The organism is Pseudosporangium ferrugineum (genome assembly GCF_003002065.1).
GTDB classification, from domain to species: Bacteria; Actinomycetota; Actinomycetes; order Mycobacteriales; family Micromonosporaceae; genus Actinoplanes; species Actinoplanes ferrugineus_A.
On the sequence record NZ_PVZG01000001.1, the window covers coordinates 126270 to 142300 of the forward strand.

The window sequence follows — 16031 nt, forward strand, 5'->3', positions numbered from 1 at the left end:
GGGCAGATGTCCAGGAACACCTTGGTCGCGTACGAGCCGGTCTCCACCGACGGCGTGCTCCTCGCGGCGCTCGACGGAGACCTCGACCTCGACTGCGCCGACGAGGTGCGCGACAGCCTCGCCTCGGCGGCCCGTGGCACCGGCTGCCGCTATCTGCACGTCGACGTCAGCGGCCTGACCTTCATCGACTCGTACGCCCTCGGCGCGCTGGTCAGCGCGCGCAACTCCGCGGCGGCGGCGGGGGTGACGCTCGCCCTCGTCGACCCGTCCCCGCCGGTGCGCAAGGCGATCCAGGTGACCGGCCTGGCGGACGTCTTCGGCCTGCCGCCGGGCGACTGAACCGGCGGGTCAGCCGGCGCGGTGGGGGTGGGTCACCACGACCACCGGGCGCGGCGAGCGCTTGATGAGGTCGAGCGGCAGGCTGCCGAGCAGCCGCTCCGCGACCCGCGGCCTGGTGCTGGAGCCGACCACGATCAGGTCGGCGCCGTGGTCGTCGGCGAACTCCATGATCCGCTGCAGCGGGCGGCCGGGCAGCACCACCGTCACGGCCACCTCGATGCCGGCGGCGGTGAGGCGTTCGGCCGCCGCCGTCGCGGCCCGCTCGGCGCGCTCGGTGAAGACGCTGCGGGGGGCGGGGGCCAGCCGTTCGATCTCGACCTCGTCGACGGCGACCACGGCCACCGAGCCGCCGGTCTGCCGGGCCAGGTCGGCGGCCGCGTCGGCCACCCACGGCTGGTCTGCCTCGGGATTCGCGGCCAGCACGATGCGCATGGCCCCGATCCTGCTGCACGACACGTCCCAGGACAAGACACGCTCGACATATCGGAGAATCTGTACGACGCTCGGACCGGGACGCTCGCCCAGGACACCCCCGAACGGCGGAGGTACGCGGCCATGGCAGAGACCGGCACCACGGACGCGACCGGGGAGGACGGCCGGCCCACGCTCAACCGGGTGATCGGGCCCGGGCTGCTGCTGCTCTTCGTGGTCGGCGACATCCTCGGCACCGGCGTGTACGCCCTCACCGGCAAGGTCGCGGCCGAGGTCGGCGGCGCGGTGTGGCTGCCGTTCCTGCTCGCGTTCACGGTGGCCCTGCTGACCGCGTTCAGCTACCTGGAGCTGGTGACGAAGTACCCGAAGGCGGCGGGCGCGGCGCTGTACACGCACAAGGCCTTCGGCGTGCACTTCCTGACGTTCATGGTCACCTTCGCGGTGATGTGCTCCGGCCTGACCTCGGCGTCGAGCGCGTCCAAGGCGTTCGCGGGCAACTTCGCCGAGGCGTTCGACCTGTCCCTCGGCGAGGGGCTGGGCCTGACCGCGGTCGCCGTGGCGTTCATGACCCTGATCGCGCTCGTCAACTTCCGCGGGGTCGGCGAGAGCGTCAAGGTCAACGTCCTGCTGACCTGTGTGGAGCTCGGCGGCCTGCTGATCGTCATCGGGATCGGCGCGTGGGCCATCGGCGGCGGCGAGGGCGACGTGTCGCGGCTGGTGGAGTTCGACTCCCCGCCGGGCGAGAACGCGGTCCTGTCGGTCACCGCCGCGACCGCGCTGGCCTTCTTCGCCATGGTCGGCTTCGAGGACTCGGTCAACATGGCGGAGGAGACCCGGGACCCGGTCCGGATCTTCCCGAAGGTGATGCTCACCGGGTTGTGCATCACCGGCGTCATCTACGTGCTGGTGGCGATCTCGGCGATCACCCTGGTCTCCCCCGCCGATCTCGGCGAGGGCGACGCGCCGCTGCTCAAGGTCGTGTCGGCGGGCGCGCCGGCGTTCCCGCTGACCGTCTTCGCGTTCATCACCATGTTCGCCGTGGCCAACTCGGCGCTGATCAACATGCTGATGGCCAGCCGGCTGCTGTACGGCATGGCGAACGAGCGCGTGCTGCCCCGGGTGCTCGGGCTGGTGCACCGCTCCCGGCGTACCCCCTGGGTCGGGATCGTTTTCACCACCCTGGTCGCGTTCGGGCTGATCTGGTTCGCCGACCTGACGGCGCTGGGCGGGACGACATCGCTGCTGCTGCTCTGCGTGTTCACCATCGTCAACATCGCGGTGCTGGTGCTGCGGCGCGACCGGGTGGAGCACCGGCACTTCCGGGCCCCGACGGTGATCCCGGTAATCGGCGCGGTCCTGTGCGCCTACCTGGCCAGCCCGCTGTCCGGACGCGCCGGCGGCGACTACCGCGTGGCGGGCGTGCTGCTGCTCATCGGCGTGGTGCTGTGGGCGGCCACGTACGCTCATCGCCGCCTGAGCAACTGTCCTGGTCACTACACCTAGCGCTTCTGGAGCACCCCATGACGGACGACCGGTCGATCCGGTCCGCGGACGGCACCCGCCTGACCGTACGCCGGGTGGGCGCGGGCGATCCCGTGGTCCTGCTGCACGGCTCCGGTGGCGGCCTGCACTCCTGGGCGGCGGTGGCGGAGCACCTCGCCGGACCGTACGAGCTGTGGATGCCGGCCCGGCGCGGCTACGGCCCCAGCGACGTACCGCCCGGCCGCAAGTCGTTCCGGGACGAGGTCGCCGACGTGACGGCCGTGATCGAGGCGGCGGGGCGCCCGGTGCACCTGGTCGGCGGCTCGTACGGCGCCACGCTCGCGCTGCACGTGGCGGCCGCGGAGCCGGACCGGGTGCGGACGCTGGCCGTCTTCGAGCCGCCGCTGTTCGCGGCCGGACCGGCGACGGAACCCCTGCTCGAGCGCTATCGGGCGGCCCTCGGGCGCGACGACGCGGCGGGCCTGGCCGCCGTGCTCAACGAGGTGACCCGGGTGCCGCCCGCGGTCGTCGCGGCGTTCGCGGCCGCGGCGGGCGACCGGCCGCCGGACCCGGCCGAGGCGCGGCGCTCCGCGATCGGCTGGCTGCACGACCTCGAGGCGCTGGCCGGCGACGACCCGGACGTCGGCCGCTGGTCGTCGATCACCGTCCCGGCGCTGCTGATGGGGGGCGCCGACACCTGGGACCCGGTGCCGGCCACGATGGACGCCCTGGCCGCCGCCCTGCCCGGCGCGCACCGGATCGTCTGGGACGGCCAGTCGCACTTCGCCACGATGACGGCGCCGGGACTGGTGGCGCGGGCGCTGGCGGACTTCTACGCGGGCGTGCCGGCCGGGTGAGCCGCCAGGCACCGCTCGACCCGGTCGGCCACCTCCAGCAGGTACGGGCCGCGGAGGTGGTCGACCCTCGCGTTCCAGGACGACGGGCCGTGCCGCAGCAGCATCTCGTCGTGCCGGGCGGCCGGGCTCACCCGGTCACCCCGTGGCCCCACCGTCTGGTCGGCGTAGGTCAGCGCGTCGGACATCGGGCCTTCCTCGTACGGGTATGCCGACAGCAACTCCCCCAGCCCCCGCGCCGCCGCGACGAAGCGGGCGCCGGAGTGGTGGGCGACCCGGGCGGCGATGGACAGCGGCCAGCCCCGCCCGGCGAGGTGGTCGGCGCCGTCCAGCGGGTGGAAGCCGGTGACCAGCGCCGGGGTGGCGTACCCGATGTCGTGCAGCCAGGCCGAGGAGACCAGGACGTCCGGGTCGAGGTCGAGCGCGTACGCCAGCTCATCGGCCCGGGCGGCCACGCCGCACGTGTGCCGCCAGCGGTCCCCCATGCCGCCCAGCAGTTCCTGTGCCACCTCGCGGGCGGCCGTCACCAGCAGCGACCCTCGTACCCTCATGGGCGGATCCTGTCGCCCCCGGGTGAACGGAAGTTTGCCGGGCCGTGGCCGCGCCCTGAATCACCGGGGATCGGGGCCGGGCAGCAGCAGCACCTGGGAGAGCGGGCGCCTCGGGGTGGCCGCGGCGGGGCGGCCGTACCCGACCCGGATCACCATCTGGGCCCACGTGCCGCCGGCGGTCGCGGTGAGCAGCCGGCGGACCGCCGGGATCTCCACCGGCTGGCTGATCGGGGTGGTGGCCAGGTTCTGCCACGTGGCGGCGAGCAGCACCCGTTGCAGCGCCTGCCCGGCCGTCACCCACTCGGCGCGCCCGTCACCCTCGGTGCCGAGCACCATGATCGTCGGGTACGGCTCGAAGCCGCCCGGCTCCGGCGGCAGCGGGCGCAGCAGCCCGAAGTCGCGGATCGGCACCGTCTCCAGGGCGTCCCACGGGCCCACCGCCGACGACGGCACGCCGTCCCGCCGGCCGGTGCCGGGCGCCGTCCAGCGCGACATCTCCGCCCGGTAGCCGCCGCGGGCCCGCAGCCGGCGGTCGGCCGCCCGGGAGAGCCGGACGATGGCGTCGCGCGCGGGCGCGTCGGCCACGGTCAGCACCGCTCCCTCGCGCCGCGCGGCGTCGCGCAGGTGCTCGAGCACGTCGGCCGGCACCATGGACCGTGCGAACGGGCGCCGGTTGGTGTGCCGGTGCGCGATGGACGCGGCGAGGGCCTCGACCGCGGGGGTCACCGGCTCCGGGCGTCCCACGGTCACCCGGGCGACCAGGTCCGCGTCGCCGGCGTCGGGGAAGAGCGCCACGCCGGGCAGGAACCCCTCGCGGCGGATCGCCAGCCGCAGCGTGAACAGGGCCGCGCCGACACTGATGAGCAGCTCCCGCCCGGCCGGGTCCAGGACGTCGAGGCGGCGGCGCTGGTCGGCGTACACGTCGACGCCGCCGTCGCGCAGCCGGAACCGCCACGGCTGACTGTTGTGCAGCGAGGGTGCGGCCGTGGCCGCGCGGACGCATTCGCTGAGCACCGCCGGGGACAGAACGTCCCGCGCGCCGGTGAGGGACTCGGGCATCTGCTGCTCCTGTCGCCGGTGGACACCTCCCACGCTGGTCCACGCGGGTCCCCCGGGCCAGGGCCGGTGGTCCCGCCCGGACGGGCCGGGCGGGACCGCGGGACGCTCAGACGAAGGGCCACCCCGACGGCTCACCCATCGCGAGCCGGCCGGGGATCGTCCACTGCGTGGTGGACAGGTTCGCGGCCTGGGCCGCCGCCATGCCGTCGCGGAAGATCCGGCCGAGCCGGCTGTCCCGGTAGAGCGGCGTGGAGCTGCCGATCTCGTACATCGCGACCAGCACCGCGCGGGCCGTCTCGGTGACGTGACACATCGCGCCGCGTACGGCGGCCCGCTGCTCCTCGGTGGTCTGCGCGCCGGCGGCGACCGTACGGTCGAGCTCCCGCTGGGTCTCCAGGAGCAGGCCCCGGGCCGCCGCCACCTGCGACATCGCCCGTCCCACCGCCGTGGCGACGTGCTCCTTCTCCGCCAGCCGCACCCCGTCGAAGCCGGCCTTGGTCCGCGCGAGCTCCGCCGCCTCGTCGACCGCCGCCTGCGCGATGCCGATGAGCACGGCGGCGCAGCCGGGGAAGAGCAGGCTGATCGAGGAGTGCCGGTACGCCGGCCGGTCCAGCCGGAGCGGCGCGAAGAGACCCACGGTCATGTCCCCGGGTACGGCCACCTCGTCGGCGACGACCGTGTTGCTGTCCGAGGCGCGCATGCCGACCACGTCCCACGTCTCCTCCACGGTGACGTCGGCCCGGGGCACCGCGCAGAAGCGCAGCCCCGCGAAGCCCGGCCCGGCCGACGGGTCGGCGCCGGCGATCATGAACCACTCGGCCGCGTGCGCGCCGCTCACGATCCGCCAGCGGCCGGTGAGCCGATAGCCGTCGCCGTCCGGCGTGAGCAGGCCCGGCTGACCCGAGTTGGCGATCAGCGGGTCGGGGCCGCCCGGCCAGATCCGGGCCACCGCCGCCTCGGGGAACCAGCCCGCCGCGAACCCCAGGTTGAAGTTCCAGAGCAGCCAGGCGGTCGGCCCGTCGATGCGCGCCACGGCGGCGTAGACCGCCAGCGCCTCGCCGAGCGTTGCCTCGTGCCCGCCCTGCTCCCGCGGGGTGAGCAGGCCGAAGGCGCCCAGATCGCGCAGCTCCGCCACCAGCGCGGGCGGGGTCCGGCCCAGGTCCTCGGCCGCGTCGCGGTACTTCTCGATGGCGGGCCGCAGTATCTCCGGCAGCTTCGCGATCTCCATGATCGGTCTCCTTCCACGCCGGCCCCTCGGCAGGGCCGTGCGGGACAGGACGCGGCGGGAACGCCGGAACTGCGCCGGTCAGCCTGTGATCAAGTTCTCATTCCGGGCGCCACCGTAGGTGATCCCGAGCCGGACCACCCGGCCCTGCTCGAGCCGCAGGAGCCAGGCCATCGTCGGCGGGCAGTGCTCGGGATCCGACGCCGGGTTGAGGAAGTCGGTCTCCCACACGAGCACCCCGCGGCTGCCCACGGCATCGTGCAGCCGCAGGCCGACCCCGTCGTTCAGGGTGAGGTCCATCAGCGCCCCCAGCGTCGCCCGGTCGCCGACCAACCCGCCCATCACCACCACCGAGGCGTCCCGCCGGAACCAGTCCTCGATGACCCGCCCGTAGCCGCCGCCGAGCATCGTGGCGACGTGCTGCCGCGCGGTGCGCCGGTGCATGGCGACCTGGGCGTCCGTCGCGGCGTACGCGTCGCCGGCGCTCTCCCGCAGCCGCCGGGCCAGGATCCGCCGGCCGTCCCGCAGCCGGCCGCCGACGACGTCCACCGGGATGCCGCAGAGCCGCGCGATCTGCTCGTACGACGAGAACCCGGTGAAGTACCGCAGCAGCATGACTTCGCGGACCGGGTCCGACAGCGTAGCGACCGCCTGCCGCACCCAGCTCCGTTCGCCGGCGCCGTCCAGGACCTCCTCCGGGCCGGGCTCGGCGGACGGCGGCAGGTAGAGCTCGGGCTCGGCCACCGGCATCGGCCGGCGCAGCCGCAACCGGCTCCGGCAGGTGTTGCGGACGATGGCCCGCAGCCAGGACCCGGCGGACGCGGGATCGCGCAGCTGGCCGATCCGCCGCAGCGCGAGCACGATCGCGTCCTGGACGGCGTCGTCGGCCTCGTCGCCGTACCCGAGCAGGGTGATCGCCGTCGCCCGCAGCGCCGGCCGGTGCCGCTCGGTCAGCACGGCGAAGGCGGACAGGTCGCCCCGCTGCGCCGCCCGCACGAGGTCGCAGTCCGGGCCGGCCAGGGTCTCCACACGCACGCGCGCCACTGTAACCGGGCCGGCCGCACCGCTTGGGCGCCCGGTCAGGCCCCCGCGCCGGCCGGGCCGTTGTCCGGCGGCACGGCGAGCGGGTGGCGCTCGTCGTCGCGGGCGGCCAGCCGCTCCATCGCCCGCGCGTACTGGCCGCGGCTGATCTCACCGGCGGCGAGCTGGGCCACCAGGGCGCCCTCGAGGGTCTCGGGCTCGCGCACCGGGGCCGCCGGCTCCCCCTTGTCCTCCGGCTCCACGCCGTTCCAGGGCCAGAGCACGGAGACGCACGCGCCGATCAGGGCCACGGTGAGCACCAGGGTCAAGAGCATGGTGGATCACCTCCGGCACCCATCCTCGCCGCCGGCGCGGTTGATCGGCAGGGTCCTATGTCGCGGATGGCGGTGGCATCGGTCCCGGGGAGCGGCTGGTCCCGTACGGACGGGACCCTGGGCCCTGGCGGCGCCCTCTTCGCCGGAGTGTCAATGGGGGTGCCACGAGCCGTTCATCACCGGAAGGAGCAGCCATGAGCGCCACCTATCTCATCGTCGTCGGGGTCGACGGCTCCGAAGGAGGCCGCCGGGCCCTGGACTGGGCGGCCCGGGAAGCCGCCGCACGCGGCGGGGCGGTGCAGGCCGTCATCGCCTGGTCCTGGGACGGCATCGAGTACGGGCCGGTCGCCGCGACCAGCCCCCGCGAGGAGGCCGAACGGGCCGGCGCCGTCCTCGACCGCGAGATCAAGGCGCTGATCGAGCGCCGCGGCTCCGACCTGCCGGTCGCCGGCGAGGTCATCGAGGGCCGGCCGTCCGACGTGCTGTCCGCCGCCGGGCGCTCCGCCGACCTGCTGGTCCTGGGCAGCCACGGGCACAGCCGGGTCCGGCACACCGTCCTCGGCTCGGTCAGCGAGGACTGCGTCCGCAAGGCCGCCTGCCCGGTCGTGGTCATCCCGGTCCCGGCCGAGCACCCGCGCAACGCCGCCGACCCGGTCCTGCGCCACTGACCGGCCGCACGCGCGAGGGCGGCGGGGTGGGAACACCCCGCCGCCCTCGCGCCGTCGTCATCCGGCGGTGGTGATCTCGATCTGACGCCCGGACGGCTCGGGGGCGCTCAGCGGCACGCACACCTCGAGGATCCCGTCGCGGTACGTCGCCTTGATGCCGGCCTCGTCGGCGTTCGCGGGCAGCCGCAGCGAGCGCTGGACCAGGCCGTACCGGAACTCGGAGCGGTTCAGGCCCTTCTCCTCCTCGCGGCGCTCGGCCTTCAGGGTCAGCACCCCGTTGTGGGTGGTGATCTGCACGTCCTTGTCCGGCACCAGGCCGGGCAGCTCGGCGCGCAGCACGTACTCCTTGTCGGTGATCTTGTCCTCGAGCCGGATCGCCGGCGTGGGCCGCGGGAAGTCCATCTCGAACCAGTCGGTGACGTCACCGAACAGGCGTGGCAGCAGGGCAGCCATGGCGACACTCCTCTCTTCTCCGCTGCCTCCATCGCACCTCGCGGACCCCGCGGCCGTTCAGGGCCGAACGACCCGTCCGTCCCGGCCCCGGCCGGGCGGGGCCGTGGCGGCGGTCCCGGCCGGCCGGGTGATATCAGAGCGCGCCGAGGAGGTCCGGCGGCGGGGGCGCGGCCGGGCCCTGGTCCGGGCGGCGGCGGATGCGCCGCAGGCAGGAGCGCAGCTTGCTCTGCATGAGGTCGGTGGCCTCCTGGAGGGTCACGCCGACCGCGTGGACGTGGACCGGCACGCCGTTGACGTTCACGTGGGCGTCGACGCGGTCGCCGGGCGCCGCGGCGTCGAGGGTGAGCCAGGACTGGAGCACCGGCGCCGGGGCGTGGTGCAGGGCCGCTTCCAGCTTCTCGACGGCGTAGGTCCGCGCCGGCTCGTCGACCGGGCCGTGCGTGCGGACGTGCGGTGCGGTGGTCAGGCTGTCGTTCCTCATGGCCTACCTCCCGGGTTCGCCCTGCCCTCGTGCAGGGCCGATACGAAGATCATCGGCCGGGCCGGAGCCCGCCGACAGGGTCTTTCGACTCACCCCGTACCGGGCATCACGGTCACCGCGGCCGGGCCAGGCAGGCCGCGGGAAGCCGGTACCAGCGCAACTCCTCCAGGTCCGGGGGCAGGCCGGAAGGCCCGTCGCCGCCGAGGTCCGGCCGGCCGTCCAGGATCCGCCGCCCCTCCTCCAGGAAGCCCGCCAGCGTGTCCTCGCCCAGCACCGGGTCCGCCTCCGCGGCGGCACCGCCGGCCAGCAGGTCGCTCAGGTGGACGGGGACGGGTCGCGGCGTACGGTGCGTCCACAGGCCGGTGCGCGGGTCGAACAGGTAGTCCGGCAGCAGCCGGTCGCCGTGCGCGGCGATCAGCGCGACGGCGTCGAGCAGGTAGTCGGCCACCGTGTCCGAGATGAAGTAGTTGAGGTTGATCCGGCTCCAGCCCGGTTTCACCCCCTCGTAGCCGCGGCCGGCCACCTCCCGGAAGGCCTCCGACTCGGCGTCGCCGATGCCCAGGAGCCGGTGACCGTACGGGCCGGCGCACGAGCAGCCGCCCCGGGCCTGGATCCCGAACAGGTCGTTGAGCAGCGCGACGACGAAGTTGTGGTGCAGGTAGCCGCCGCCGGACCGGATCCGGAAGGACACGATGGACAGCCGCTCGGCGTCCGGGTCGCCGAGGACCTCGATGTTCTTGTGCTCCGCCCACCGCGCCCGGGCGCGGGCCCAGAGCCGCCCCTCACGTTCGGCGATGGTGTCGGTGCCGACGGCCTCCTTGACGGCGAAGACCAGGCCGGCGCGGACCGACTCGACGATCGCCGGGGTGCCGCTCTCCTCCCGCGCCACCGGGTCCCCGGTGTACAGATGGCCCCGCGGGCCGACGAAGACGACGGTGCCGCCGCCCGGCGCGGTCGGCACCGGGCCGGGCACCAGGTCGCGGTGCACGACGAGGACGCCCGGGGTCTGCGGGCCGCCGGCGAACTTGTGCGGTGACAGGAACACCGCGTCCTTGTGGTCGCCCCGCCCCGGCGCCGACTCGCCCATCCGGATCGGTACGTACGGGCCCGCGGCGGCGTAGTCCCACAGCGACAGCGCGCCGTGGGCGTGCAGCAGGGCGGCGATGGCGCCGGTGTCCGACAGGATGCCGGTGACGTTCGAGGCGGCGGAGAAGCTGCCGATCCGCAGCGGCCGCCCGGCGTGCCGGATCAGCTCGCGTTCCAGGCCGGCCAGGTCGATGCGGCCGTCGGCGTCGGCGTCGATCACCACCACGTCGGCGATGCTCTCCCGCCAGGGCAGTTCGTTCGAGTGGTGCTCGTACGGCCCGACGAACACCACCGGCCGCTGCTCGCGCGGGATCCGGGCGCTGAGGGCGTACCGCTCGTCGAGGGTCGCGGCCAGCCGGAGCCCGAGGAGCGCCACCATCCTGGCGATCGCGGCCGTGGCCCCCGAGCCGCAGAAGATCACCAGGTCGCCGGGGCCGCCGCCGACCGCGCGGTGGATGGTGCGGCGGGCCTCCTCCCGCAGCACCCCGGTCTGTGACCCGGTGCCGGAGGACTCCGTGTGGGTGTTGGCGTAGCGGGGCAGCACCCGGTGCCGGATGAAGTCCTCGACGAAGTCCAGCGCGCGGCCGGAGGCCGTGTAGTCCGCGTACGTGATCCGGCGGCGCCCGTACGGGCCGTCGAGCACCGTACCCTCGCCGATGGTCCCCCGGCGGATCCGTGCGATCAGGGTCTGCCGCATGGCCGCTCACCCCTTCCTCCGTGGCCTCCCTTTCGGACGGTAACCGGGACGCCACGAGGCGAGACGTGAGCGGCGGCAGGTCTGCCTCAGAGGACAGGGGTGACGGCCCCGAAGCCGGTCGCGATGCGTACGCCCGCGGCGATGGTGCTCCCGTTGCCCCGGTAGAGCAGCAGCTGGCCGGAGGACGTCTGGACGGCGGCGAGATCGAGATAGCCGTCGCGGTCGAAGTCGCCGACGCCGGTCAGGTCCCGCAGCGCGCCCCAGCCGGTGCCGAGCTGCCGGCGGGCGGCGAAGCCACCGGAGCGCCCGGCGTAGAAGTACAGGGCGCCCGAGGAGGTCAGCCGGGCCACCATGTCCCGATAGCCGTCGCGGTCGAAGTCGCCGACCCCGGCCAGCTCGCTCATCGTGTTCCAGCCGCCGCTGCCCACCAGGACCCGCGGCCCGAGCACGGCGCCGGCCCGCCCGGGGTACAGGTAGAGGTTGTTGTTGCTGGTCTGCACGGCGAGCAGGTCGGGGTAGCCGTCGCGGTCGAAGTCGCCGATCCCGGTGATCTCCCGCAGGCCGCCCCAGCCGGTGGCGATCCGCTTGCGGGCGGCCAGGGCGGTGCCGGTGCCGGGGTAGAACCACAGGTCGCCGTTGGAGCTCTGCCGCGCCACGACGTCCTCCCGGCCGTCGCGGTCGAGGTCGCCGATGCGGACGATGGCGTTCATGGCCTCCCAGCCGGCGCCGACGCGCAGCCGGGCGGCCGTGTCGATCGCCCCGCCGTTGCCGGGATAGATCCACAGTTCGCCGCCGGAGGTGGTCCGGGCCAGGACGTCCGCCCAGCCGTTGCCGGTGAAGTCGGCGAACGGCGTACGCGGCGACGGCGCGACGTCCAGATAGTCGTTGTCGATGTTGATCGTGACGCCGCCCCACGTCTCGTCGTGCCCGCCGCGGTACTGCTTGATCCGGCGGTGCGACGGCCAGTAGCCGGCCGGGATCGCCGGGTCGGTGACCGTGGCGACCTGGTCCCACCGGGCGAAGTCGAGGAGATCCGGGCGCACGTAGCCGGCCGTCGGGTACGCGGCCACCTGGTCCGCCACCCCCGAGCTCATGCTGCTGTAGAAGCCACTCAGGTAGCGCAGGTCGTGCAGGCGGGCGGTCCACGCGCTCATGAACGCCAGCACCCCGGCCCGGCACGTGGCGTCGTCCGTGCGGTACGCCTCCATGTCGTAGATCAGGACGCTGTCCTCGGCCAGCCCCAGCGCGGCGGCCCGGGCGGCGGCGTCCTCCGCGGCGGCCCGGCCCTGCGCGGCGGCCCGCGTGTCGTCGATCAGGATCTTCTTCGTCGACGTCGTGCAGGACGCCTGCGGGCCGACGTACAGCGGAATGAGGTGCCAGCCGGCGGCCTGCTGCGCGGCGACCCAGTCGGCGGTGAGGTTGGCCTGGGTGCAGCCCCGGTTGTCGCCGCCGAAGTAGATCCCGGCCGCGCGGTACGGCGACTCCAGCCACGCCGTCATCGTCGCGGCCGACGGGGCCGCGCAGGCGTCGAAGCCGTACCCGGTGTAGGTCCCCGGCTGGGGCGGCACCGCCGCGGCGGCGGGCGCGGCGATCAGCAGGGGGGCGGCGATCAGCGCCGCGGCGAGCGTACGGAGCAGTCCGGACCTGCGGTCCATGGCGATCCCCTTCCGCGAGGAACCGGCGAGACGCCGGGGGATCCCCCGAGCGAAGCAAGCCGTACGCCCGCGGTGAAGGGCCGGAAGTCCCCTCAGGCGTGACCGGCGCGCAGACGCTGCCGCACCGCCCCCAGCAGGGAGATCGTATGCGCGAGGAGCCCTGCCGCGCTGCCGATCAGCCCGACCGCCAGCACCACGCGCACAACCATCGCCCAGTCGGTGGACGGGTCGGTGAACGCGAACGGGAACACCTCCCACAGCCGGGCGAGGACGGCGATCCCGACAGCGGTGGTGACGATGCCGCCGAGCGCGACCGTCCAGCGCGGATCATGGACGATCTGGACGAGGTCGACCGCCACGCCGATCAGCAGCGAGGCGTTGAGCAGCGGCAGCACCGCGGTCATCCCCCCGGTGAGGAACGGCACCGCGCTCCAGCCGGGCCGCCCGTTGATCAGCACCAGCAGGACGACGTTGACGACGGCGGCGACAGTGTAGCCCGCCCGGCGGGCGGCGGGCGACGGGCGGGGCTTTGCGGCGGACATGGCTGTCTCCCTCCACGTGCCCTCACGCTAGGTCCGCCCGGTGGCGCAACGGCAGCGCCGGAATTCCGTACGCCGGGAGGGTCCCGGCCCGGCCCGGCCGGGACCAACGGCCCTGTCCGCGGGGTGGGCCGCGAGGCAGTGTGAAGAGTGCCCGGATCCTTGCCACCGTCAGGGAGGCCGCCATGACCGCCACCGCACGTCCCTCGTCCCGCCCGGCCGTGGTGGTCGGCACCGACGGGTCGGCCCGCGGCCGGGACGCCGTCGTCACCGCCGCGGCCGAGGCCGTACGCCGGCACCTGCCGCTGCGGATCGTGCACGCACTGACCTGGCCGGCCCTGCCGGTGGCGCTGCCGCCGGGGCTCACCGAGGTCTCCCCGGCCGCCGCGCGGGAGCGGGCCGCGCAGTGCCTGTACGACGCCGTGAAGTACGCCGCCGACGCGGTGCCGGGCGTGGTGACGGAGACCGCGCTGGTCACCGGGCGTCCCACGGCGGTGCTCGAGGAGCAGAGCAGGCACGCGAGTCTGCTGGTGGTGGGCGCGCACGGGCTGGGCGGCATGCTGCTCGGCTCGGTGGCCGGGCACGTGGTGGCGCACGCGGCCTGCCCGGTGCTCGTGGTCCGCGGCGAGCCCCGCCCCACCGGCCCGGTCGTGGCCGGCGTGGACGGTTCCCCGGCGTCGGCTGCCGTTCTCGATGCCGCGCTGCGGGAGGCGTCGCTGCGCGGCACGACGCTGATCGCGCTGCACGCGTGGAGCGGCAGCGACTGGACGGAGCTGAACAGCGGCCTGCCGATGACGTACGAGTTCTGGTCGGGCGAGGCGCAGGAGCAGCGGGTGATGGCCGAGGCGATGGCGGGCACCGGCGACCGCTACCCGGACGTGCCGGTGCGCCGCCGGGTCGTCCGCGGGCACGCCGGGCCGCTGCTCAGCGAGCTGTCGCAGACCGCGCAACTGGTGGTGATCGGCGACCACGACCGGTCCCGGCTCGCCGGGCCGGTCAGCCGGCACCTGATCTTCCACGCCGGCTGCCCCACGCTGGTCGTCCCCGCGCGGCGGGACGCTCAGGGCTTGCGGGCCACCCCGCCGTAGAGGGCCACCTGCGCGTCGGTCAGGGGCTCGTCGGCGTCGGGGCGCCACCGCAGGATCGGCACCACGCCCGGCTCCACGAGCTCCAGCCCGGTGAAGAAGCGCGCCACCTCCGGCCTGTCCCGCAGCCGCGTGGTGATGCCCTGGCGGCGCATGATCTCGGCGAACCGCGCCCACGACTCCGGGTCGTGGTCGGCCGTGATGTGCGACAGCACCAGGTAGCTGCCGGCGGGCAGGGCGTCCATCAGCCGGGCGACGATCGCGTACGGGTCGGCGTCGTCGTCGAGGAAGTGCAGGATCGCGAGCAGCAGCACCGCCACCGGCTCCCGCAGGTCGAGCGTCCCGGTGAGCTCCGGCGAGCCGAGGATCCCGTCGACGTCGTACAGGTTGCCGTCGACGTACGCGGTGCGCCCCTCCGGCGTGCTGGTGAGCAGCGCGCGGGCGTGGGTGAGCACGATCGGGTCGTTGTCCACGTAGACGACCCGCGCGCCGGGCCGCACGCCCTGGGCCACCTCGTGCACGTTCGGCGAGGTCGGCAGGCCCGTACCGATGTCCAGGAACTGCCGGACGCCCGCCTCCGCGGCCAGGAACCGCACGGCACGCCGCAGGAACGCCCGGTTCTGCAGCGGCGCGGTGGCCGCGTTCGGGTTCACCTTGAGCCCCTCGGCGGCGGCCGCCCGGTCCGCGGCGAAGTTGTCCTTGCCGCCGAGCAGGTAGTCGTACACGCGGGCGGGGTGCGGCCGTCCGGTGTCCAGCGGTTCCGCCATCTCTTCTCCCCGGTCCGGCGACAGTAGCGGGCATTGTATGTCCTCACCGGACGCCGCCGGTTCGCCTATGCGCGTGAACAGGAGCCGGACGGGGCGGAGCGACCGGCCGAGCCGGGAGCTGCCGTGGATCTGGTGGCCGACGACCTCGGTTTCCTGCTGTCGATCGGGTTCGCCGAGGGGCCGGCGTCGGCGGTGGGACAGTGCGCGGCGGGGCTCCCGGACTGACGACCGGGTGACTGTGGCTGGACCAACCGCGGTTCGGCTCTATGATCGTGCAGGTGACTGCGCATCGTGCGATGAAGGTGCACGTTTGGATGCACGTGCATGCGGCAATGGAGACTCCCGAGCGGACCGAGGGCTGATCGGGGTGAGCGGGTTGATCGCGGCGCGCGAGGGCACCGGCGGAGGTCCGGCCGCGCTGCGCATCCGGCTCGGCACCCGGCTGCGGCGGCTGCGCAAGCTGCGGCAGATCACCCGCGAGGCGGCCGGCTGGGAGATCCGCGCGTCGGAGTCGAAGATCAGCCGGATGGAACTGGGCCGGGTGCCGTTCAAGGAGCGGGACGTCGCCGACCTGCTCACCTTCTACGGCGTACCGGAGGCGGAGCGCGGCGAGCTGCTGGACCTCGCCCGGCAGGCGAGCGCGCCGGGCTGGTGGCAGGAGTACGCCGATGTCGCGCCGCCGTGGTTCCTGTCCTATCTGGGCCTCGAGGAGGCGGCGTCGCTGATCCGGGCGTACGAGGTGCACTTCGTCCCCGGGCTGTTGCAGACCCACGACTACGCCCGCGCGGTCATCGCGCACGGGCACGCCGACGCCCCGCCCGCGGAGATCGACCGGCGCATCGCGCTGCGCCGCAACCGCCAGCGGGTGTTGCGGCGCCCCGACCCGCCGCAGGTGTGGGCCGTGCTGGACGAGGCCGTGCTGCGCCGGCGCCTCGGGGGGCCGGCGGTCATGCGGGGCCAGCTCGAGGCCCTGATCGAGGCCGCGGAGCTGCCGCACGTACACATCCAGATCGTGCCGTTCCATGCCACCACGCACGCCGCCGCCGGCCTGCCGTTCGCGATCCTGCGCTTCGCCGAGAGCGAACTGTCCGACGTGGTGTACGTCGAGCAGCTGACCAGCGCGCTCTACCTCGACAAGCCGAGCGACGTGGACCTGTACGCCGAGACCATGGAACGCGCCTGCCTGGAGGCCGAGCCGCCGGACCGCACCCCCGCGATCCTGCGACGGGTCCTCGACGACCTCGACGATTCCGAAACCTGATCAGCTGGGCGGTATCCACCGAACGGTGCACTTCAGACATCC

General features: G+C 74.4%; 18 protein-coding genes. 6 read left to right on the forward strand and 12 right to left on the reverse strand.

Annotated elements, in window-relative coordinates; translation table 11 throughout:
• The first annotated feature begins 6 nt into the window (after positions 1–6).
• Entirely contained in the window at positions 7–339 is a 333-nt protein-coding gene (locus CLV70_RS00595; protein WP_106124326.1) for an STAS domain-containing protein, read from the forward strand.
• A 9-nt stretch (positions 340–348) separates the two neighbouring features.
• Here the strand turns inward: CLV70_RS00595 and CLV70_RS00600 are convergent, their stop codons facing one another.
• Positions 349–771 (reverse strand): universal stress protein, encoded by a 423-nt coding sequence (locus tag CLV70_RS00600; RefSeq protein ID WP_106124327.1) that lies wholly within the window; start codon positions 769–771, stop codon positions 349–351.
• A 123-nt stretch (positions 772–894) separates the two neighbouring features.
• On the opposite strand from CLV70_RS00600, the gene CLV70_RS00605 reads away from it, so the two are divergent.
• Together CLV70_RS00605 and CLV70_RS00610 are read left to right on the forward strand one after the other, a co-directional pair.
• Entirely contained in the window at positions 895–2274 is a 1380-nt protein-coding gene (locus CLV70_RS00605; RefSeq protein ID WP_106124328.1) for an APC family permease, read from the forward strand.
• Between the two features lie 17 nt (positions 2275–2291).
• A complete protein-coding gene (locus CLV70_RS00610) occupies positions 2292–3110 on the forward strand; it encodes an alpha/beta fold hydrolase (RefSeq protein WP_106124329.1) in 819 nt (272 codons plus the stop codon).
• Here the strand turns inward: CLV70_RS00610 and CLV70_RS00615 are convergent.
• The 5 genes from CLV70_RS00615 to CLV70_RS00635 all read right to left on the reverse strand — a co-directional run bounded on the left by CLV70_RS00615 (position 3086) and on the right by CLV70_RS00635 (position 7297).
• Entirely contained in the window at positions 3086–3658 is a 573-nt protein-coding gene (locus CLV70_RS00615) for an HD domain-containing protein (protein WP_106124330.1), read from the reverse strand. The genes CLV70_RS00610 and CLV70_RS00615 overlap by 25 nt on opposite strands.
• 60 nt (positions 3659–3718) lie before the next feature.
• Positions 3719–4717, reverse strand: a complete 999-nt coding sequence (locus CLV70_RS00620; protein ID WP_106124331.1) for an Acg family FMN-binding oxidoreductase — start codon at positions 4715–4717, stop codon at positions 3719–3721.
• 106 nt (positions 4718–4823) lie between these two features.
• A complete protein-coding gene (locus tag CLV70_RS00625) occupies positions 4824–5945 on the reverse strand; it encodes an acyl-CoA dehydrogenase family protein (protein ID WP_106124332.1) in 1122 nt (373 codons plus the stop codon).
• A 78-nt stretch (positions 5946–6023) separates the two neighbouring features.
• The gene (locus CLV70_RS00630) at positions 6024–6977 is read right to left on the reverse strand and encodes an RNA polymerase sigma factor (RefSeq protein WP_158277669.1); all 954 of its coding nucleotides are present in this window, start codon (positions 6975–6977) and stop codon (positions 6024–6026) included.
• A gap of 44 nt (positions 6978–7021) precedes the next feature.
• Positions 7022–7297: a hypothetical protein gene (locus tag CLV70_RS00635; protein WP_106124334.1), complete on the reverse strand. Its 276-nt coding sequence runs from the start codon at positions 7295–7297 to the stop codon at positions 7022–7024.
• A 194-nt stretch (positions 7298–7491) separates the two neighbouring features.
• Between CLV70_RS00635 and CLV70_RS00640 the strand changes: the two genes are divergently transcribed.
• Complete coding sequence (locus CLV70_RS00640) at positions 7492–7965, forward strand: universal stress protein (protein WP_106124335.1); 474 nt, start codon at positions 7492–7494, stop codon at positions 7963–7965.
• Positions 7966–8022: 57 nt separating this feature from the next.
• Here the strand turns inward: CLV70_RS00640 and CLV70_RS00645 are convergent, their stop codons facing one another.
• From CLV70_RS00645 to CLV70_RS00665, 5 genes are all read right to left on the reverse strand, one after another.
• Entirely contained in the window at positions 8023–8418 is a 396-nt protein-coding gene (locus CLV70_RS00645) for an Hsp20/alpha crystallin family protein (RefSeq protein WP_106124336.1), read from the reverse strand.
• A 133-nt stretch (positions 8419–8551) separates the two neighbouring features.
• Positions 8552–8899 (reverse strand): hypothetical protein, encoded by a 348-nt coding sequence (locus tag CLV70_RS00650; protein ID WP_106124337.1) that lies wholly within the window; start codon positions 8897–8899, stop codon positions 8552–8554.
• A gap of 112 nt (positions 8900–9011) precedes the next feature.
• Positions 9012–10682: an aminotransferase class V-fold PLP-dependent enzyme gene (locus tag CLV70_RS00655; RefSeq protein ID WP_106124338.1), complete on the reverse strand. Its 1671-nt coding sequence runs from the start codon at positions 10680–10682 to the stop codon at positions 9012–9014.
• 86 nt (positions 10683–10768) lie between these two features.
• Positions 10769–12337, reverse strand: a complete 1569-nt coding sequence (locus CLV70_RS00660; protein WP_106124339.1) for a glycoside hydrolase domain-containing protein — start codon at positions 12335–12337, stop codon at positions 10769–10771.
• A gap of 92 nt (positions 12338–12429) precedes the next feature.
• Positions 12430–12879 carry a hypothetical protein gene (locus CLV70_RS00665; RefSeq protein ID WP_106124340.1) on the reverse strand — a complete coding sequence of 150 codons (450 nt, stop codon included), beginning with the start codon at positions 12877–12879 and terminating at the stop codon, positions 12430–12432.
• 182 nt (positions 12880–13061) lie between these two features.
• Here CLV70_RS00665 and CLV70_RS00670 point away from each other — a divergent pair, with 182 nt between their 5' ends.
• On the forward strand, positions 13062–13964 hold the full coding sequence (locus CLV70_RS00670; RefSeq protein ID WP_106124341.1) for a universal stress protein: 903 nt from the start codon (positions 13062–13064) through the stop codon (positions 13962–13964).
• Here CLV70_RS00670 and CLV70_RS00675 read toward each other — a convergent pair.
• Entirely contained in the window at positions 13937–14728 is a 792-nt protein-coding gene (locus CLV70_RS00675; RefSeq protein WP_106124342.1) for an SAM-dependent methyltransferase, read from the reverse strand. The two genes, CLV70_RS00670 and CLV70_RS00675, sit on opposite strands and share 28 nt — an antisense overlap.
• 367 nt (positions 14729–15095) lie before the next feature.
• Here CLV70_RS00675 and CLV70_RS00680 point away from each other — a divergent pair, with 367 nt between their 5' ends.
• Positions 15096–15989 (forward strand): helix-turn-helix domain-containing protein, encoded by an 894-nt coding sequence (locus CLV70_RS00680; RefSeq protein ID WP_425440100.1) that lies wholly within the window; start codon positions 15096–15098, stop codon positions 15987–15989.
• Positions 15990–16031 lie beyond the last annotated feature (42 nt).